We start from the raw sequence: 18,904 nt of genomic DNA on the forward strand, positions 1-18,904 counted from the left end.
GAAGCCGCGGTCGGCGGCGCTGGGTCGGGAGCTGACCAGCACGACGCGGGCCCCGACGCGGCGCGCGGCGTCGAGCGCGGCCACGCGCGTGTTGCCGTCGAAGACCACCACCGCCGGTCGCAGCGTCGCGATCGCCGCGACCACCTCGGTGACCGCGCGCGTCGGCGAAGCCGTGAGTCCTGTCGTCGGCCAGGGCAGCGGCGCACTGCCCACGGCCAGCAAGAAGTGCGGCTCGATGCCGGGCCGGGCAGCCACCAGCGCATCGGCGAGCAATCGACAGCGTTGCACCTCGCCACTGCCGGCGCCGCCGGAGACCGGGACGAACAGGATTCGCGTCATGGCGTCGTGGGCATCGATAAGATGTCGGGCGTGCATCGCGCCGAAGGCGCCGTGGACGCCATGGTGCCCGCCCCGCACGCCGACTGGAAGAGACACGCCCCATGCCCCCCATGCGCACCACGTTCTACCTGGCGGTCGACGACGCGGAGATCGCGCGCTGGCGGGCGCTCGATCCCGACCGCGAACCGCACCGGCTGGTGCTGGGAGAGCACTACTGGATCGTCCTGAGCTACCTGCGCCTGCGCGATGCGGGCGCCGACGTCGCGCTCGACAACCGCATGCCCGCCGAGGGGCCGGTCCTCTTCTACGCCGGCGACAAGCGTCGGGCATGGGACGCCTGCCGCCGCGCCGGCAGCCGCGCCCTGCTGGTATCGGTGCGCAGCGATCGCCACCCGGTCGGTTTCGCCGACGTGGAAGTGGTGCAGAACGCCTCGTCGGCCGATGGCCGCCATGCCTTCCACGTGCCGCACTGGCCGCAACCGGGCCTGGTCGTGCGCGACCCCGGCCGTGGCGACCGGCCGCGCACGATCCTGTACCCGGGCACGCCCCAGAACCTGCACCCGGGCTTCCGCGACGGGGCCTGGCAGGACTTCCTCGCCGCCCGTGGCCTGCACATGCGAAGCCACGCGCCGGACGGCGACGTGCCGCCCGCGTACCAGGACCTGGCCACGGTGGACCTGATGCTGGCGGCGCGGCCCAGCGGCGCCCGGCTGGTGCGCAACAAGCCGGCCTGGAAGCTCTTCAACGCCTGGCTGGCCGGCGTGCCCGCCCTGCTGGGCCCGGAGTCGGGGTACCGCGAGCTGCGCGAGGGACCGCTGGACTTCATCGAGGTCGACGGGCCGGCCGCGGCGATGGCGGCGATCGACCGCCTGCTCGCGGACCCCGCGCTGTACGCCGCCATGGCCGACAACGGCCGGCGGCGCGGCGAGGCCTTCTCCAACGAGGCGACGGTCGCGCGGTGGCGTCGGCTCATCGACGAGGTGCTGCTGCCGCGGGCGCGCGAGCAGCAGGCGCATCCGACCGCGGCCTGGCGAAGGCAGTGCCGCGACCTCGGCGCGCGCCTGCGCCGGATGGTGCAGGGCAAGGGCTGACGCCGGCGCGCGCGCCCGGGGCGCGGCGTCGCCGTCACCAGCGCAATGGACGTCGCGACAGGCTTTCGGCGAGGCGGTCGTAGAGTGCGCGGGCCTGGGTGTCGGGCAGGAAACGGATGCGCAGCGGCGGCCCCAGCGCGTTCGCCCCCGCGGTGTCGAGGAACAGCGTGGTGCTGCCCAGCCAGCGATCCAGCGGCGAGCGGCCCAGGCGCAGCGCCTGCAGTTTGTCGATCTCGGCGAAGCGCCAGTGGCGCGACCACCAGCCCTCGCGCACGGCGACCAGCTCGTCGCCCAGCGCGAAGGCCATGCAGCGGGCATGCTTGCGCGCCTTGAACGCCGACCACGGCAGCCACAGCAGCAGCCACAGGCCGGGCGCGCCGAAGCGCAGGTACAGCAGCGCGGTGATCGCACCGGTGACCAGCGCCCCCGGCAGGAAGATCCGCCACCAGACCGCCTTGGGCAGCGGTTGCCAGTCCAGGCCGGTCCACGCCGCGTGCGGCAGCAGGCGGTCGACCAGGTCGTCGCAGGCCGCGGGCGTCGCGACCGGCGCGAGCTCGCGAAGCGCGCGCTGCTGCTGCGCGTGCTGCGACACCGCGATGTCCACGTCCAGGCTGCGGCGCCGGAACAGGCGGTGCAGCACGGTCTCGGTCAGCGTCCAGGCCTGGATGCGGCGGCGCGAGGCGCTGGTGCGCCAGCGCCCGAGCAGGCCGCGCTCGACGGTCAGGCGGCGGCCGTGGCCGGTCAGCGTGAAGCCGTGGAACTGGAGCAGGGCGAGCACCACCGAGAGCAGGCGGACCAGGGCCAGCAGCACCAGCAGCAATGCGATCGCACCGATCGCGTATTCGCTGGTGCCGTAGCTGTGGTCGCCGGCCCAGCCGACCGCTTGCCTGACGCCCTGCTCGGCGTAGTCCTCGACGATGTCGCCGCCGCCGAACTGGAACAGCGCCGCCACCGATGCCGCGACCACCACCATGCCCCGGTTGGAGATCAGGCCCAGGCGCACCACTTCGCCGGTCGGCAGATACAGCAGCGGCTCGGCCTCGTCGCGGACCGCGCCGTCGGCAGGCGCGTCGCCGGCGTGGGCGCGGCGACGCACCAGTGCCTCCAGCGCCAGCGCCTTGTCCAGCTTGAGCACGCGCATCTCGGCCTCGGGCTTCTGGCCGCCGGCCGACTCCAGCCGCACCTCGGCCACCCCGAACACCCGGTGCAGGAGGTTCTGCTGCAGGGCGACATTGTGGATGCGCGCGAACGGGATGACCCGCAGGCTGCGCTCGAGCAGCCCGCTGCGGATCACCAGCGCATCGCCGAGCACGCCATAGCGGTAGGTGAAGTATTGCCAAAGCGACACCAGCACCAGGGCGCCGACGCCGACCAGGCCCCACAGTTCGTACATGTTGTCGCCACGGCGGCCGGCGACCAGCACCACCAGCAGCGGGATGATGAAGGACTTGACTTGCTGCACCAGCACGAACAGCCAGGACATCGGGTGCAGGCGGTGGTCCGCGTCTTCGGCGGAAACGCCGGCGGGCGGGCCGTCCGGCGCCCGCGTCGCGTCGGGCAGCGGGGGCGGCTCAGTCGTCATCGCGATCGATCTGTCGGCCAAGCTGCTCGCGCAGGTGCTCGGCGTCGCCGGCATCCAGGTTGGGCACGGCGACCGCGCTGTTGGCGGTGCCCGCGGTGTGCACGACGAGGGTGGCCAGGTCGCGGCGACGCTGCAGCGGCCCGCGCTTGACGTCCAGGTGCTGCACCCGGGTCAGGGGCACGCGCGTCTCGCGGTGCCACAGGCGCCCGCGGCGGACGGCCAGCCCGTGCGCATCGAGCAGCCAGCGCGTGTGGCTGTACTGCTTGGCGCCCAGCCAGGTGCCCAGCCCGCCGGCCAGCAGCGCCAGCGCGACCGCGCCGATCGCCACCAGCAGGGCCCGGTCGGTGTCCTCGAACACCGTGCCCAGGACCAGGCCCAGCCCCGCGCCGGCCGCGGTGCCGAGCACCAGCATCGGCAGGCCGCCGGCCAATAGGAACAGTGCACGGCTGCGCTCGGGCAGGGCCTGCCAGGCGACCTCGGAAGCGGGAACGGCGTCGTTCATCGGGCGGCCCGCTCATAGACGCTGTAGTCCTGCACGAAGTCCTTGCCACGCGCATACAGGGCCTCTCGCGCGCGCATCTCCTCCAGGTCGGCGCCGGCATCGTCGGGCATCCCCGCGACGGCGCGTGCCTGGAAGTCGGCGGCCGCCTGGAACTCGCCATTGGCGGCGAAGGTCGCCGCCACGGTGTCCAGCTCGAAGGGGGAAAGCGCGTCCGCGTTCTCCACCAGGTGCTGGGCCAGGGCCATCGCGCGCGCGGGATCGCGTTGCGCGGGAATCGGGCAGGCCGCCAGGAACCACACGCGCTCGTTGCGCGCATATTCCAGCCCGGCGTCCTCGGCCCGCGCCAGCCACGACTCCGCTTCCACGCAATCGCGCGCCTGCCCCGCGGCGCCGTTGAAGATGAGGTTGCCGGTCACCGACATCGCTTCCGCATCGCCGGCATTGGCGGCCAGCCGGGCATGGCGGGCGAGCCTGCGCAGGTAGTGTTCGGTCGGCACTTCGCCGGGCTTGGGCGCGGCGTCACCGGTGAGGGCCTCCACCAGCAGGCTCGAGGCGCGGACGTTGCCCGCGGCACTGGCCTCTTCCATCAGCTGCATGCCGCGCGCGGTGTCCTGGGGCGCCAGCTCGGGGAACCTCCCGCTGTATATGATCGCGCCCAGCACCATCATCGCCAGGTCTTCGCCGGATTCGGCCTTGCGCTCCAGCGCCCCGATCCGGGTCTTCATGTGCGCGTCGTAGTCCGGCCAGCGTTCGTTCAGGCGCGTGCGCGCCGCACGGTCGTCACGCAGGGGCTGGTCGAGCAGGGCCAGGCTGGGGGGCGTGTCGGTGTCCAGCATGTCGGCGAGAAACGCCGCCACGACGTCGTCCTCCTCCAGTCCGTTGCTGCGCACGGCCTGGTTGGCCATCGCCGAGTCGTTGAGCACCAGGCTCTCGTCGCGGACCTTCCATGCGCCATCGATCCGCACCAGCTCGGGGCCGAAGTGATAGTTGCCGCTGGGCGGCGCCAACTCGCCGATCGCAAGGTCGGGCGTGACCAGGGTGACGTGGGCCAGCGCCAGCGGGGGCTGGCCTTCTTCGCGCGCGGCAATGCCGCAGACGCCGGCCTCGATGCACGCGCGGGCCACCGCTTCCCCGTCCATGGCGTCCAGCGCCGCGGGCGCGTAGCGCGCGCGGAACAGGTAGACCTCGATGCGCTTGGTCAGCGGCAGGCGCTTCACCTGGTGGGCGGACGCGTAGAGGGCCGCGTCGCGCACGAACGCATATTCGGCGATGCTCGACGGCGCGAGCCACCGCGCCGCGTCCGGGTCGTCGGCGCTGCTGGCGGCCACGTAGGCATCCCATGCCTGGCTCACCGCGTTCATCGCGTCCAGGTCGTCCTTGGCCGGGGCGTTGCCCCAGGCGAGCGCCAGCATGACGCCCAGTGTCCATCGATATGCCATGTCCCTTCGTTCCCCCTTGTTTCCGCCGGTCAGTGTGGCTTCGCCGGCCCGCGTGCGGCGCCGGACCCGGTGTCAGGACGCGGCATACGGATTGCACTCGCCCGAGCCCTCGGGCCTGAGGGTATAGCGTTTGTACGTCCACTGGTATTGGGCCGGGTCGCGCCGCGCGATGTGTTCCACGGCCTGGTTGAGCGCGGCCACCGCGACCTTCGGGTCGGGGTCGGCGATCGCCGCCGGCGCGGCTTCCACGTGCAGGGCGAAGCCCGGCGCGCCGGCATGGGTGTCGATGCGCTCGCACCAGGCGAACAGCACGGTCGCGCCGGTGCGCTGGGCGAGGCGGCCGACCAGGGTCATGGTGAAGGCCTCCACGCCGAAGAAGGGCGCGAACTCGCCATCGCCGGCCTTGGGCTGCTGGTCGGGCAGGATGCCGACCACGCCGCCGGCGCCCAGGCGCTTGAACAGCTGGCGGACCGCCGGGCCCTCGGCGCGGATCTGGGTGACACGGTCGGCCGAGGCGCCGCTGGCGGCACGCACGCGGTTGAGGAAGGCCTCGCCCACGGCCGACTCGGGCGGCCGGTAGAGGATCGCCAGTGGCGTGCGCGCGGCCAGCCACTGGTTGAGCAGCTCCCAGTTGCCGTGGTGCGGCGCGGCGACGATGACGCCGCGCCCGCTGGCGATCGCGGCGTCGAGCAGGGCGGTGCCGTGCTGCTCGCGGATCAGTTGCAGGTTGTCCTGGTGGGGGCGGGTCCACAGGCGCAACGTCTCGAGCGCCTGGCGCGCGGTGGTGCGCAGGATCGCGCGATGCCACTGCGCGCGTTCGCCGGCGAGCAGGCCCGGGTAGGCCAGCTCCAGGTTGCGCCGGGCGACGCGGCTCTCGCGCGCGTCCAGTCGCCGCCACAGGGCCGCCAGGCCGTCGCCGAGCGCCATCAGCCAAGGCCAGGGCAGGCGGCCCAGCGCGGCGGCGCAGAAGAACAGCAGGCGGGCGAGCAGTTCGGTCATGGCCGGAGTGTAGCCGGCGCGGCCGCCCGCCCGGCGCGGGTGCTTGCCATCCCCGCATCCGCCGTTACGCTCTTCCCCATCCCAGACGCCCCATTCCCCATCCCGCATGCTTGCCCTCATCCAGCGCGTCAGCCAGGCCCGGGTCGAAGTCGACGGCGAGACCGTGGGCGCGATCGGGCCGGGCCTGCTCGCCCTGGTCGGGGTGGAACCCGGAGACGGGCCCGCGCAGGTCGCGAAGATGGCCGACCGCCTGCTGAACTACCGCGTCTTCGCCGATGCCGACGGGCGGATGAACCTGGGCCTGGCCCAGGCCGGCGGCGGCCTGCTGCTGGTGAGCCAGTTCACCCTGGCCGCGGACACCCGCAGCGGACTGCGTCCGGGCTTCTCGACCGCCGCCGCGCCGGCCCTGGCTGAACCCCTGTTCAGTGATCTGGTCGCGATTTGTCGAGAAAAACACCCCAAGGGGGTGGAAACCGGCCGCTTTGGTGCCCATATGAGTGTCAGCCTGGTCAACGACGGCCCGGTCACGTTCCTGTTGAAGGCCTGAGCCGGCAAAACGGCCCCCGGGCTGGTATACTGGAGCGTTCACTCCTTCCCAAATTCCAGCGGTGGCGAGCCCTATGGCCAACGAACGTCAGGCCCCCCAATCCGACATCAAGCAGCTGATCAGCAAAGGCCTTGAGCAGGGCTACCTGACCTATGCCGAAGTCAACGATCACCTGCCCGACGACATCGTCGATCCGGAGCAGATCGAAGACATCATCGGCATGATCAACGGCATGGGCATCGAGGTGCACGAAGTCGCACCGGATGCCGAAACCCTGCTCATCACCGGCGAAGGCAGCAACCGCGATGTCGACGACACCGCGGCCGAGGAAGCCGCCGCCGCGCTGACCGGCCTCGACACCGAGGGTGGCCGCACCACCGACCCGGTGCGCATGTACATGCGCGAGATGGGCACGGTCGAGCTGCTGACCCGCGAGGGCGAGATCGCCATCGCCAAGCGCATCGAGGACGGCCTGTCCCAGGTGCAGGCCTCGCTGGGCCTGTTCCCGGCGACGATCGACGCCCTGCTGGCCGACTACGCCGAGCACAAGGAGGGCAAGAAGCGCCTGGCCGAGATCGTGGTCGGCTTCAACGATGCCTTGCTCGAGGAGCAGCAGCAGGAAGAAGCGCTGCGCAACGGCGAGGAGATCGAGGACACCAGCGCCGAGGAAGCCGACGAGGACACCGAGGCCGACGAGGACGACGAGGACGGCGGCGACTCCAGCGAGGACGCGCCGACCGGTCCGGACCCGGTCGAGGTCGACACGCGCCTGGGCGCGATCGCCGAGGCCTATGCCAAGTTCGAGAAGGCCTACGCCAAGCACGGCCCCGCGCACAAGAGCGTGGTCGCCGCGCGCGAGGACATGGCCGCGACCTTCATCACCCTCAAGCTGCCGCTGCCGCTGACCGACGTGCTAGTGCGCAACCTGCGCGACGTCGTGATGGAAGTGAAGAAGCACGAGCGCCGCATCCTCGAGCTGGCCACGCGCCAGGCCCGCATGCCGCGCAAGGACTTCATCCGTTCCTGGGACGGCAACCAGACCAACCTGGACTGGGTCGACGAGCTGATCAAGCGCAAGCAGAAGTGGTCGTCGGGCCTGCGTGACGTCAAGGACCAGATCGTCGCCGAACAGCAGGCCACCCTGGACCTGGAGAAGCGCATGCGCCTGAGCCTGGCCGATCTCAAGGAGATCAGCCGCGCGATGGCCTACGGCGAAGCCAAGGCCCGCAAGGCCAAGAAAGAAATGGTCGAGGCCAACCTGCGCCTGGTGATCTCCATCGCCAAGAAGTACACCAACCGCGGCCTGCAGTTCCTGGACCTGATCCAGGAGGGCAACATCGGCCTGATGAAGGCGGTCGACAAGTTCGAGCACCGCCGCGGCTTCAAGTTCTCGACCTATGCCACCTGGTGGATCCGCCAGGCGATCACCCGCTCGATCGCCGACCAGGCGCGCACCATCCGCATCCCGGTGCACATGATCGAGACGATCAACAAGCTCAACCGCATTTCCCGCCAGATGCTCCAGCAGTACGGCCGCGAGGCCACCCCGGAGGAGCTGGCCAAGGAAATGGAGATGCCCGAGGACAAGGTCCGCAAGGTCATGAAGATCGCCAAGGAGCCGATCTCCATGGAGACCCCGATCGGCGACGACGAGGACAGCCACCTGGGCGATTTCATCGAGGACACCAACGCGGAGTCCCCGATCGACGCGACCACCAACATCAACCTGTCGGAAACCGTCCGCGACGTGCTCGCCGGGCTGACCCCGAGGGAAGCCAAGGTGCTGCGCATGCGCTTCGGCATCGACATGAACACCGACCACACCCTCGAGGAGGTCGGCAAGCAGTTCGATGTCACCCGCGAGCGCATCCGCCAGATAGAGGCCAAGGCGCTGCGAAAGCTGCGCCACCCCAGCCGCTCCGAGCAGCTGCGCAGCTTCCTCGACATCGACTGACCCCGCGACCCACGCCGGTCGCACGGAAGCCCCGCCAAGCGCGGGGCTTCTGCTTTTTGGGGGCCTGGACGCGTGTCATCGTGGAGCCCGCGACGGCTCCGTCGCGTTCCCGGAACAAGAGGCCGCCACCCTCGAAGGCCCGTAGGATGGGTAGAGCGCAGCGAAACCCATCGTGCGCCGGTGGAACGGACGTCGGTGATGGGTTTCACTTTCGGTTCTACCCATCCTGCGGTTCTGCGTCGCGTCCCCGGAACAAGCTGCCGCCACCTTCGTAGGATGGGTAGAGCGCAGCGAAACCCATCGTTCGCGGGTTGGGCCGGGCGACGACGATGGGTTTCACCTTCGGTTCTACCCATCCGACGGTTCTACGTCGCGCCCCCGGAACCATCGGTTCTACCCATCCTACGGTTCTGTCGCATGATCCTTCGGTCACCCCGACGGCCGCCGTCTCGTGCGAGTCCCCGAAAGCCGTCATCCCAGCGAACGCTGGGATCCAGCTCTTGTTTCACCAGTCAGACGGCCGCCGGCGTCCAAGCGTTCTTGATCGCACGAATGGATGGGTCGCAGGCTACGGTCCTTCGCTCCCCGGCCCAGCGCAGCGCGCTGGGCGTTCGGCATGACAGCGCGGCACTGCCGCGCAAGCAGCCTTGCCTCACCCCAGCGTTCGCTGGGATGACGGGCGTGGTGCGTCGCCACTCGTAGGATGGGTAAAGCGCAGCGAAACCCATCTTCCGCGCATCGAACGGGCGACGTTGATGGGTTTCACCTTCGGTTCTACCCATCCTGCGGTTCTGTGGCGGCGCGGCGGCCGAGGGCGCTATCGGGAGCTGCGCGCCGTTGCGTTGCCGCCGCCGGCATGGGCCACCGGCTGGGTGGGGGCGTCCGTCGCCGGGCAACTGAAGAGGTGCGAGGCGTGCAGCCACTTCGGATCGGGGTAATAGGCGAACAGGTATTGGCCACCCTTGATGTCGTCGATCAGGGTGCGGGCGATGTCCGGTCGCACGGCCGGGCAGCCCCAGCTGCGGCCGAGCCGGCCCATCTGCCGGATCGTGCCCTGGCTGACGTAGGGTGCGCCGTGCATGACGATGGCGCGTTCGCGGGCGCGGTCGTTGAAGCCCGGCTCCAGGCCGTCCAACCGCAGCGAATACCCGTTCTTGCCGACATAGGTCTCGCTGGTGCGGAACATGCCGATGCTGCTCTGGTGGCTGCCGGGCCGGTTCGAGAATGCGGTGGTGCGGTTGTCGCCCGAGCCCTGGCCGTGGGCGACATAGTCGACCAGCATCAGGCGGCGCGCGGCCAGGTCGAAGACCCACATGCGGGGTTCGGTGGACGGTAGCGAGTAGTCGATCACCGCCAGCCGCTCGGGCCGCGCCTGCTCGGGGTGCAGGCGCTGGGCGCACTCGAGCGAGCGGGCGGCCAGGGTCAGCATGCCCGGGTCGGCGTCGGGGGCGGCACGGGTGAGTGCGGCGGAGAGGCTGGCCTCGGCGGGCGGCTGGGCGAAGGCCGCGGGGGCCAGGGCCAGCAGGCCCAGCAAGGGCAGGCAACGGGGCGTCGATCGCGTCATCGGCGGATTCCTGTGAGGGGGCGGACGGCCCGGGGGCCGTGCGCCGCCCCTGGTTCGCCCGCCGAGCGGGACCGGGCCGGACGGCGCGTCAAGTCCTTCACATTACCTGCACAGCCCGGGACCAGGCCTGAATATCGGCCCGGAATGCCCCGGAGGACGCCTTCACAACCGGTCTGCGTTCAGCAAACCCGGCATCCGCGCTACTCGCCGTCCTCGGTCGAACTGTCGTGCGGCGGCGCGTTGTCGACCACGGTCATCGCCACCCCGGTGGTGGAGGGCAGGATGGGCGCATCGGTGACCATCAGGGTCGTGCCGGGCGCGAGGTAGGGCGTGGCGGCGGCGACGAAGGCCGGCGGCAGGACCACGCGGGCCACCTCCTCGGGCTTCATCTTGTTGCCGGCCTCGCTCTCCAGCCCGGGCACGCTGACCGCGGTCCAGTCGGGTTCGTAGCCTTCCGGCATGCGCCCCTCGGCATCGGGCTGCTGCGTGCCGACCACGGTATAGACATGCGAGCCCAGCGGGCGGTGCGCATCGCGGAAGACCATGCGCGTGCGCCCGATCTCCACGCCGTTGCGATAGACCAGGACGCGGCGGTCGGCGGTGCTGAGCAGGATCGAGATGGGACCCTCGGTCGCCAGCTCGGGCTGCCAGCGGTAGACCTCGCCGGTGTACAGGCGCGGGATCTCGACCTGCTCGCCGGAAACCGGGTGCACCGGCGCCAGCGCGCCGGGGTGGCTGACCTCGTAGGGCGCGCTCGACTCGTCGGCGACCACCACGGTCATGCCCAGCGGGCTGACCTCGAACAGCTTCTCGGCGAACACCGAGGGCAGGTGCACGCAGCCGTGCGAGGAGGGATACCCCGGCAGGCCGCCGGCGTGCAGCGCCACGCCACCCCAGGTCAGGCGCTGGGTATAGGGCATCGCCGCGTTGTTGTAGATCGAGGACCGGTGGTCCTTGTCCTTCTGCAGCGTGGTGAACACGCCGGTCGGGGTCTGGTGGCCCTTCTTGCCGGTGCTGATCGTGGTGTAACCGATCAGCACGCCGTTGCGGTACGCGTAGGCCAGCTGCTCGTTGAGGCTGACGACCACCACGATCGGCCCGGCGGGCGCCAGCTCCGGCGACCAGACGAACTGGCCGGGCTGGAGCGCGGAGGCCGGGATCGTGCGGGCCTGGGATTCCTTGTCGCCCCAGAACGGGGTGGATGCTTCGACAGCGCCTGCCGAAGAGGAGAGCAACAGGGCGAGGGCAATGTTGCGTAGCATTCGGGTGTCCAGGGTCGGCTTCGTCGCGACTGACTTTGCCATATCCGGACAGGCCGCGTGCGTGGAGAGCGTCATGCGCACGGCAATGAACCCAGCCACCAACTCGCCTGCCTCTACGCCTATGCCGGCCAGCCCTGGCGCACCCAGGCACGCCTGGGCCGGATCATGTCGACCCGGTACACGCCCACCCCCGACGGCCTCGCCGGCAACGACGACCTCGGCCAGATGTCGGCCTGGTACCTGTTCACCGCGCTGGGTTTCTACCCCGTCGCCCCGGGCAGCAACGAATACGTCATCGGCCGCCCTTCCTGCCCGAGGCCACCCTCAACCTGCCCAACGGCAAGCGCTTCCGCAACGTCGCCGAAGCCCTGTCGGACGCACACCCCTACGTCGGCCGCGTCACCCTGGACGGCAAACCGCTGGACCGCGCCTACCTCCGCGACGAAGAGATCATGGCCGGCGGCGAACTGCGCTTCGCATGCAGGCCGCCCCCAACAAGGACTGGGCCACCGCCCCCGACCAGCGGCCGTACTCGATGTCGCGGTGAATGCGCGTGCGGGGCGGTCGCCCATGTGGCCGCCCCCTAAACCGGAGTGACCGCTGCGAGGCGGGATTGAGTAAACTCCCCGCCAAGGGCCTATAGCTCAACGGTTAGAGCAGGGGACTCATCGAAAGGTGCCGCCGCGCAGGAATGCGCGGACGGGAACGGGATGAATTCAGGGAAACCTCAGCGGCGCGCACGACGCGGCCGGTGGCAACCCTGAGCCAAGCCGGCGGTACACCGCCGGAAGGTGCAGAGACTACCTGGGGGCTCCAGTGCCCTTGATCACAGGCTCGAGCGTCCCGCGCCCCATCCGTCGAACGTCAACGACGCACGACGAAGGGTGAAGAGATAGTCCGCGCCGAGGGGAAACCCCCGGACCACGCGAATCCCTTGGTTCCAGGTTCGAATCCTGGTGGGCCCACCATCTACTGATCCGACGAAGTCCAAATCTGTCCTGAAGCCCCTTGAAATCCTAGTGTTTACGGGGCGTGCCCGTGCAGGGTCGTCCAAAGGGGGCCAACGGAATCCGAGTGGATCGTGAGTAACGACGTGAGTAAGATAGCTGAGTCGCCCACGCTTACTCACGTATCGGTTACTCACAGGAATGCTGACAGACACCAAGCTGCGCGCACTGAAGCCCAAGGAGAAGGTCTACCGCCTCGCTGATGCGAATGGGCTGTGCGTCGAGGTCAGGCCCTCAGGATCCCGGATCTGGCGCTACCGATACCGGTACGCCGGCAAGGCCAACATGCTGACCATCGGGGCCTATCCGGCGGTCTCGTTGGCTGAAGCGCGGGCTGAAAGGGAAAAGGCTCGCGCCCAGCTCAAGAAGGGCATGGATCCGTCGTTAGTGGCGAGGATAGATCGAGCCGCCCAAGAGGAAGAGGCCGGCAACACGTTTGGCGCAATAGCCAAGGAGCTCACCGCCCAGCGTTCGCAGAAGCTCAGCCCTGGATCTGTTGTACGCGAACGCAGGATGCTGGAGCGCGATCTGGGAAGCATTGCCGCTCTTCCGATCCGGAGCATCACCGCGCCGATGCTGCTGAAGGCCCTTCGCAAGGTTGAGGGCCGGGGGGCGGTCGAGACGGCGCATCGTGCCCGCGCTGCAGCGGGCATGGTTTTTCGCTATGCCATTGCCACTGGCCGGGCAGAGAACGATCCGACGGTGAGCCTCGCAGGCGCTCTGGCGCCCACGACGACGAAGCATTTCGCGAGCATCACGGATCCAGACGAGGTTGCGAAGTTGCTCAGAGCGATCTACTGCTACCAAGGCTCTCCGATCGTGGCCGTTGCGCTCAAGCTCTCCGCATTGCTGTTTGTCAGGCCAGGCGAGCTTCGGGCAGCTCGTTGGGTTGATATCGACCTCTGCTCCGCGGAGTGGCGCTATGTCACGAGCAAGACAAAGACTTCACACGTGGTGCCGTTAGCCAGTCAAGTGATCGAGTTGCTTGAAGAGGTCAAGCCTTACTCCAGGAACAGCCAGTTCGTCTTCCCCAGCGTGAGGACTATCTCGAAGCCAATTAGCGAGAACACAATCAACGCGGCCCTTAGGAGCCTTGGGTTTGATGGGACGATGATCACGGCGCATGGGTTTCGCGCAATGGCGCGGACACTCTTGGATGAAGTGCTTGGGTTCCGGCCCGATTTCATCGAGCATCAGCTGGCGCACGCGGTTCGTGACCCGCTAGGCCGAGCCTACAACCGGACCACGCATCTCGAAGAGCGAAAAAAAATGATGCAATCGTGGGCCGACTACCTTGAGCAACTGAGACTCACGTCCGTCGATCGGAAGCGTTCGATCTAAGTGCTGTGGGCGACATCGGAAGGTACCGGATCTGTTCGCGAAAGCGCGTCCATCGCGGCAAGCCCCTCTTACACAGTAGTTTCAACGGTCGCAGCGTCCACAAGCGACGCAACTTCGGTATACATATCAACTGTAGTCCCTGGTGCTGAAATCGATATCACCAGTGCGTAGCGTCCGATATCTGTAACGCGCCGCTGACCGGTATGTGACTTCCACCAGCCCCCGACAGGATAAACAGCGATCAAATCGTGTCCCGCGAGGTCGATCGCGTGACCCCGCCATAGGTCACAGTGGAGTGAGCCGGCTTGTACGGCCTTGGAACCCAAGAGCCAGTAATCCTGTTCGCGTTCAGCGGGGGACGTGCCGCGCTCTTGGGCAGCGTTGACGCGAGCGCGGAAGGCCGCCGCCGTCTCGTTACGCTTCTTCATCGCGAACCGCAGTCCAAACGAGCGGTAGGTCTCCGGGCGCGTTGCGGCCTTTCCAGACAGGTTAGGTTCGACGAAATAAGATAGGGTCACTTTCATCGTGACAACTTGGTTCTCAAGCTGCTCAAGCGCTTCGCGCGGCCAGGGAAGATCATAAAAGTGCATCTCGTTGAACACGCCTGACCGATCATCGGCGCCCATGGCAAACGGTTGGATCTCCGCTTCTGCAACGAGAGTTAGGTCATTACTTGCAGAAAGAGCCGCGCGCTCGAACTCCGGTACCCCATAGCCAACTTCGCGCAATAGCATCTGCCGCTGCCGTTTGGATGAGCCTCTCCAATGATCCCCCCGCCCAATTAACTGATCGCGGATCGGCTTGGGCCATCTTGCAGCATCGACTGTTAGCGCGCGGTGGGTCTCCGGCCATAGGTCTGGCAGCGCGGCTTGTAGCCGCCCCATAAAGTTTCCGGCTACGCCCACGGCTGCACTAGTTGCCCAGAATGGCACCAGTGGCTCGGTCGTTACCTCTGAACCGGTTGCAAGCAGCGATATTGCTTCGTGCCAACCGCAGAAGTTACTGGAATCCGCTGCCATGTTACCGGCTTCAAACAAGACCTCGGGTTTGATTGGAGTGAGGTCGTAAGGTAAAGACCGCGAGCCGCGGCTGAACGGGCTACGATTATTGGCCTTGACCACGGGCGTATATATCGGAGGTGGTGCGGGCATCTGCTCCTTGCGAGTAAAGCCGCCAATGGTCAGTGCGTTCCAACTCTGCGAAGGATCTTCGAGCGGCTTGGGCTGCACGACGTCGTCTAACATCCCTCCAGAGACGTTTCCGGTGGCCACCATGAGCAACCGCTTGGGCGTACGGGAAGCATGGCTATTGTCTGCTGCATCTCCGGCCGTTGAGCCAGAAGCTATCTGGTCCAGAGCGCCACTCCAAGTAGAAGGTCGGTCCGACGGGAAGTCTGTTGTAGTGGTTGCAAGACAAAAGGCGCGAGCGACCCCGGGACGCGCGACTTCTACCTGAGCTACTGCACCTTGCGTTACGACCCCGTAGCTAGGCGGTTCCGTTGCAGGAAAGCCGTTCGGCGGCAGCAACTTCATCGACTCCACCGCATGAGTGAGTTCTACGGGGCCCGTGCTGTTCATGTAAGGCTCGAGGTCACCGTAGAGAATCAGACCAGCCAAGGCGGTTCCGTGCCCGCCGTCAGGGTAGTGATCATCGGCTCCCCAAGCCTCGTCATACGCCCACGCGCCTTCCAGGCCGAAGGAAAGGAGTGGATGTGCGGCGGCGACCCCCGTATCAAGAGTGCATACCACGCCGGCTGTTTCAATAGGCCGGACAACCCGAGTGGCCAATTCGTCAACCCAATCCGAAGAAGTAACACCGGTGCCGTCGCGGTCAAGGAATGGCTGGATCGTCCCTGTTGCGCGCCGGACCTCGGCGATTGCACCCGGCAGACGGGCGGTGAACTCCGCCAAAGCGCGGGCGTGCGTATGCACGAAAACCACAACAGTGTCTGGAAACACCAGTCGGTCGGAATGAACGTCGAGATTCAATGAGCGGGCAAGATTCGATACGTACTCCGAGCGCCGTGAATCTCCAGGAACCCACAACTCCCACCAGGCCGCAGTTGCAGATCCTAAGTCGACGTCGCCGACAAAAATCGACTCTGCCCTAGCAGCGCTGATTGTCTCGAGCACTTCAAAGCGCTCGATGTCAGGTCGCCGTGTGTTGTGCGGCGCGCGGCCGTAGGCGCCGAGCCGGTCGCGTAGAAACGCACGTGCGTCGTCAGGAATGAAAAGGAGAGCGCTCTCGATCCTGTCAAGACGTTGAGTTCGCAGGGTTCGTATGTCCTGTGAGGCAAAGTCAAGCGTGGTCGGCACCTTGACGGCATTTACAAACGAGCCTTCATCTGGCGGGCGCGTTGTAACCTCAACTATCCTCCCGAGCTTCAGGTCCGGAACCGGAAGTCGTGTGTCCGCCTCGCCTGTGGGTACTTCATCCAGCGCGGCGGTGAGCTGACTGATGAGCCCCTCCGCATGTGCGGCGTAGTTTTCGCGCAGCGGTCTCCTCGATTGGGCGCGTGAAGGAAACCCATACCTTGCGGATTCACGAAACGCGTTAATGGTTAGGTGCGGCTTATCGCGCGCTCCGTACTCATTAGACTCTGTCATGCTACCCCATTGCTACGCATGTTCTAAACACCGCTTTCCCCGGCGGTGGCCTAATCAATCGTAGAGCGGCGAAACTTTCCCTTCAGCGTGTGACGGTTCCTTAGGGCGTGCATGAGCGCACTCCCCGATACCTTGGACGAGCCCTCAAGGATCGCATCCTTAACCACCGCGTCTGCGGCACGCACTAGTTCACCTTGGCTTAGCCCACACGAAGCAGGCTCAATTCCAGCCAACACCTTTGGGCCGGGCTTCAACTTACCAAGGCGCCGTTCAAGAATGGCTCGAGCGGCCAACGCATCCGGCACCTGATATTCAATTACTTCGTCGAATCGCCGCGCTAGTGCCTCATCAAGAATTTCAACGTGATTGGTTGCGGCTAGTACCAAGCTGTCGGTTGAGTTCGGCTCTTCCATGAAGGCCAAGACTGAATTGAGGATGCGTCGAATCTCACCTACGTCGTTAGGATCGCCACGGCGTGCGCCTATCGCGTCGAACTCATCGAGTAAGTAGACACCACGAGTTTGTGCGATCTGATCGAATAGGAGTCGCAACTTCGCAGCCGTCTCTCCAAGAAATCGGCTAAACAGTGCTTCAAGCCGAACGGTGAAGAGCGGAAGATGGAGCTCACCCGCTAACGCAGACGCTGTCATCGTCTTGCCGGTGCCGGGAGGTCCAACCAGCAAGATGTGCGTCGTCGGGCGATGACCGTGCTCTCGTAGTCGTGCGCGTTCTCGCTGCTGACGCACGACGCGAGCAAGCCGCTGATGCACGTCTTCCGATAGGACCATGCTCTCTAGAGTGACCTTCGGATAGGTGCTCTCGACGAGACCCTGTAGCTCTCCACGCGGACGGGCGAGGGGGATCGGTGTCTGTCCGCTTGGCTGTCGTTCGTTCCGTTGCTGGTCCCGGGCGCGCTGCACCAGACGCTTGAGCTTATTGGCCTCCTCAAGGCGGCCTTGCCTAGCCTCTTGGGCTGCAACTTGAAGAGCAATTGACAAGAATTGCTCCTCGTCGCGCTCAATGTGCGAGTTGAGGAGCGCAATCAGCTGCTTTGTGGACATAGGAGGCTCCTCGCGTTACAGCTGCCAGACGCGTGAACATGCACATCGTGGTCTGCGCCAGATGTGCGGTCGAGCATGTCCAGCAAGCGCTTTAGGTTAGCACGAGCCGGTGCACAAATCGTGCCCTGTGTTGTCTTGAAATGGCACTGGTTCCGAAAGTATTCAAAGCAAATGAGTTTCAAATACATATTACTCTTGTGAGGCTGGCTGAGGGCCCGCCTCGCGGGAGGGCGCTCCGCATCGTAGCGCCTCTGAACGGCTGAAACATGATCCCTCCAAAGAACGACATCGTGACCTGTGTTCTCGTGGTCACCGCAGCACTGTTGGTGAGCCTCGCAAAATGTGCGGGCTGCACGACCAGGCCCCTCTGAACCTATTAACCAATGCCACCGCACAAGGCCCGGGTCGTCCCGGGCCTTGTGCTTTATGGCGTCTGAGGAATTGAACATGCATCTTGTTGAGTCAATGGCCTACACCGGGGCGACTCCCTGGCACGGGCTGGGCAATCGGCTTCCGTCGAATCAGTCCATCGACGACTGGAAGAAGAGCGCTCGGATGGACTGGGACATCCGAGAAGCCGAAGTCCGCTACATCACCGGTGAGAACGGCATCTGCGTCGTCAACGCCTTCCCAGACCAGAAGGTCCTGTACCGCTCCGACACCAAGGCTCCCCTGTCGGTGGTCGGCAAGCGCTTCAAAGTGGTCCAGCCCGGGGAGATCCTGGAGTTCTATCGGGACCTGACCGAGGTCGGCGGGTTCGAGCTGGAGACGGCGGGCGTGCTGCGGCAGGGGCGCAAGTTCTGGGCGCTCGCCAAGACAGGCCAGAGCACGATGCTCAAGGGCCGGGATCGGGTCGAGGGCTACCTGCTGCTGGCGACCGCGTGCGACGGCACCCTGGCGACGACCGCGCAGTTCACGTCGGTTCGTGTGGTCTGCAACAACACCCTGGCGATCGCGCTGGGGAGCAACGCAGGTGCCGTCAAGGTTCCGCATCGCAGTCAGTTCAACCCCGACGTGGTCAAGCGGCAACTGGGAATCACGGTGTCCACGTGGGATCCGTTCGTTGCCCGCATGAAGGCGCTGGTGGAGTGTCCCGTCGACCCGGACTCGGTGGATGGGCTCCTGCGTCGCGTCCTCACCTACCCGACGCCGGATGGAACCGGCGTTGTGGTGAACGAGCAGGCGTACAAGGTGGCGCGAGCGCTCTATGACGGTGCTGGCAAGGGTGCGGACATGAAGTCCGCTCGCGGCACTGCCTGGGGCGTCCTGAGCAGCGTGACGGAGTACGTGGACCATCATCGACGTGCGCGCAGCGATGACCATCGCAGGGACGCCGCGTGGTTCGGGGTCGGTGCCCAGATCAAGCAGCGGGCGTGGGATGAAGCCCTGAAGATGGTTGCCTGAGCATGGACGTGGATCCACTCGATATCGCGTACATCGCTTTGGGCGCGAAGCAGGCGTTGTCTTCGAGCCGCCCGTCCCATGGAGTAGGGGCCTTCGGCGGCGAGCTGGCCTACGTGCAGGCGTGCATCGAGCACAGGTCTGCTCGATGAGGCATGGAAGCGGTGTAGCCACACCTTCCCGGGTGTCTGGTGCTACGAGGTCGCCGA

At 66.8% G+C, this 18,904-nt stretch carries 14 protein-coding genes and 1 pseudogene; 6 read left to right on the forward strand and 9 right to left on the reverse strand.

Annotation, left to right across the window (positions count from 1 at the left end; translation table 11 throughout):
- The coding region (locus FKV25_RS15430; protein ID WP_211345464.1) for a hypothetical protein at window positions 1–339 on the reverse strand (339 nt) is incomplete at its 3' end.
- Between the two features lie 101 nt (window positions 340–440).
- Here FKV25_RS15430 and FKV25_RS15435 point away from each other — a divergent pair.
- Window positions 441–1,430, forward strand: coding sequence for a glycosyltransferase family protein (locus tag FKV25_RS15435; RefSeq protein WP_141519679.1), 990 nt, complete (start codon window positions 441–443; stop codon window positions 1,428–1,430).
- Window positions 1,431–1,464: 34 nt separating this feature from the next.
- Here the strand turns inward: FKV25_RS15435 and FKV25_RS15440 are convergent, their stop codons facing one another.
- The 4 genes from FKV25_RS15440 to FKV25_RS15455 all read right to left on the reverse strand — a co-directional run bounded on the left by FKV25_RS15440 (window position 1,465) and on the right by FKV25_RS15455 (window position 5,952).
- A complete protein-coding gene (locus FKV25_RS15440; protein ID WP_246072126.1) occupies window positions 1,465–2,913 on the reverse strand; it encodes a PH domain-containing protein in 1,449 nt (482 codons plus the stop codon).
- Between the two features lie 88 nt (window positions 2,914–3,001).
- Window positions 3,002–3,514 (reverse strand): PH domain-containing protein, encoded by a 513-nt coding sequence (locus FKV25_RS15445; protein ID WP_141519681.1) that lies wholly within the window; start codon window positions 3,512–3,514, stop codon window positions 3,002–3,004.
- Window positions 3,511–4,953 (reverse strand): hypothetical protein, encoded by a 1,443-nt coding sequence (locus FKV25_RS15450; protein ID WP_141519682.1) that lies wholly within the window; start codon window positions 4,951–4,953, stop codon window positions 3,511–3,513. The genes FKV25_RS15445 and FKV25_RS15450 overlap by 4 nt, the downstream gene beginning before the upstream one ends.
- Before the next feature lie 72 nt (window positions 4,954–5,025).
- Window positions 5,026–5,952: a lauroyl acyltransferase gene (locus tag FKV25_RS15455; protein ID WP_141519683.1), complete on the reverse strand. Its 927-nt coding sequence runs from the start codon at window positions 5,950–5,952 to the stop codon at window positions 5,026–5,028.
- A gap of 106 nt (window positions 5,953–6,058) precedes the next feature.
- On the opposite strand from FKV25_RS15455, the gene dtd reads away from it, so the two are divergent.
- A complete protein-coding gene (dtd, locus tag FKV25_RS15460) occupies window positions 6,059–6,499 on the forward strand; it encodes a D-aminoacyl-tRNA deacylase (RefSeq protein WP_141519684.1) in 441 nt (146 codons plus the stop codon).
- Between the two features lie 73 nt (window positions 6,500–6,572).
- Window positions 6,573–8,453, forward strand: coding sequence for an RNA polymerase sigma factor RpoD (gene rpoD, locus FKV25_RS15465; protein WP_141519685.1), 1,881 nt, complete (start codon window positions 6,573–6,575; stop codon window positions 8,451–8,453).
- 817 nt (window positions 8,454–9,270) lie between these two features.
- Here rpoD and FKV25_RS15470 read toward each other — a convergent pair.
- Together FKV25_RS15470 and FKV25_RS15475 are read right to left on the reverse strand one after the other, a co-directional pair.
- Entirely contained in the window at window positions 9,271–10,017 is a 747-nt protein-coding gene (locus FKV25_RS15470) for a murein L,D-transpeptidase catalytic domain family protein (protein WP_141519686.1), read from the reverse strand.
- Between the two features lie 200 nt (window positions 10,018–10,217).
- Window positions 10,218–11,279, reverse strand: coding sequence for a L,D-transpeptidase (locus tag FKV25_RS15475; RefSeq protein WP_211345465.1), 1,062 nt, complete (start codon window positions 11,277–11,279; stop codon window positions 10,218–10,220).
- Window positions 11,280–11,336: 57 nt separating this feature from the next.
- Here FKV25_RS15475 and FKV25_RS15480 point away from each other — a divergent pair.
- A pseudogene (locus FKV25_RS15480) lies at window positions 11,337–11,866 on the forward strand (glycoside hydrolase domain-containing protein).
- Window positions 11,867–12,427: 561 nt separating this feature from the next.
- Window positions 12,428–13,627: a tyrosine-type recombinase/integrase gene (locus tag FKV25_RS15485; protein ID WP_141519688.1), complete on the forward strand. Its 1,200-nt coding sequence runs from the start codon at window positions 12,428–12,430 to the stop codon at window positions 13,625–13,627.
- Between the two features lie 68 nt (window positions 13,628–13,695).
- On the opposite strand, the gene FKV25_RS15490 is transcribed toward FKV25_RS15485, so the two are convergent.
- Together FKV25_RS15490 and FKV25_RS15495 are read right to left on the reverse strand one after the other, a co-directional pair.
- Window positions 13,696–16,233, reverse strand: coding sequence for a S8 family peptidase (locus tag FKV25_RS15490; RefSeq protein WP_141519689.1), 2,538 nt, complete (start codon window positions 16,231–16,233; stop codon window positions 13,696–13,698).
- Between the two features lie 50 nt (window positions 16,234–16,283).
- Window positions 16,284–17,294, reverse strand: a complete 1,011-nt coding sequence (locus FKV25_RS15495) for an AAA family ATPase (RefSeq protein WP_141519690.1) — start codon at window positions 17,292–17,294, stop codon at window positions 16,284–16,286.
- Window positions 17,295–17,741: 447 nt separating this feature from the next.
- On the opposite strand from FKV25_RS15495, the gene FKV25_RS15500 reads away from it, so the two are divergent.
- A complete protein-coding gene (locus FKV25_RS15500) occupies window positions 17,742–18,698 on the forward strand; it encodes a DUF932 domain-containing protein (protein WP_141519691.1) in 957 nt (318 codons plus the stop codon).
- Window positions 18,699–18,904: the final 206 nt, after the last annotated feature.

This window comes from Marilutibacter aestuarii, assembly GCF_006546775.1.
Taxonomy (GTDB): Bacteria; Pseudomonadota; Gammaproteobacteria; order Xanthomonadales; family Xanthomonadaceae; genus Marilutibacter; species Marilutibacter aestuarii.

Excerpts from the sequence above, each read along its gene's own strand:
- FKV25_RS15485 (WP_141519688.1), top strand. The coding sequence starts at position 12,428 with ATGCTGACAGACACCAAGCTGCGCGCACTGAAGCCCAAGGAGAAGGTC.
- FKV25_RS15435 (WP_141519679.1), top strand. The coding sequence starts at position 441 with ATGCCCCCCATGCGCACCACGTTCTACCTGGCGGTCGACGACGCGGAG.
- FKV25_RS15450 (WP_141519682.1), bottom strand. The coding sequence starts at position 4,953 with ATGGCATATCGATGGACACTGGGCGTCATGCTGGCGCTCGCCTGGGGC.
- FKV25_RS15475 (WP_211345465.1), bottom strand. The coding sequence starts at position 11,279 with ATGCTACGCAACATTGCCCTCGCCCTGTTGCTCTCCTCTTCGGCAGGC.
- FKV25_RS15440 (WP_246072126.1), bottom strand. The coding sequence starts at position 2,913 with ATGTCCTGGCTGTTCGTGCTGGTGCAGCAAGTCAAGTCCTTCATCATC.
- FKV25_RS15470 (WP_141519686.1), bottom strand. The coding sequence starts at position 10,017 with ATGACGCGATCGACGCCCCGTTGCCTGCCCTTGCTGGGCCTGCTGGCC.
- FKV25_RS15500 (WP_141519691.1), top strand. The coding sequence starts at position 17,742 with ATGCATCTTGTTGAGTCAATGGCCTACACCGGGGCGACTCCCTGGCAC.
- rpoD (WP_141519685.1), top strand. The coding sequence starts at position 6,573 with ATGGCCAACGAACGTCAGGCCCCCCAATCCGACATCAAGCAGCTGATC.
- FKV25_RS15490 (WP_141519689.1), bottom strand. The coding sequence starts at position 16,233 with ATGACAGAGTCTAATGAGTACGGAGCGCGCGATAAGCCGCACCTAACC.
- dtd (WP_141519684.1), top strand. The coding sequence starts at position 6,059 with ATGCTTGCCCTCATCCAGCGCGTCAGCCAGGCCCGGGTCGAAGTCGAC.
- FKV25_RS15455 (WP_141519683.1), bottom strand. The coding sequence starts at position 5,952 with ATGACCGAACTGCTCGCCCGCCTGCTGTTCTTCTGCGCCGCCGCGCTG.
- FKV25_RS15445 (WP_141519681.1), bottom strand. The coding sequence starts at position 3,514 with ATGAACGACGCCGTTCCCGCTTCCGAGGTCGCCTGGCAGGCCCTGCCC.
- FKV25_RS15495 (WP_141519690.1), bottom strand. The coding sequence starts at position 17,294 with ATGTCCACAAAGCAGCTGATTGCGCTCCTCAACTCGCACATTGAGCGC.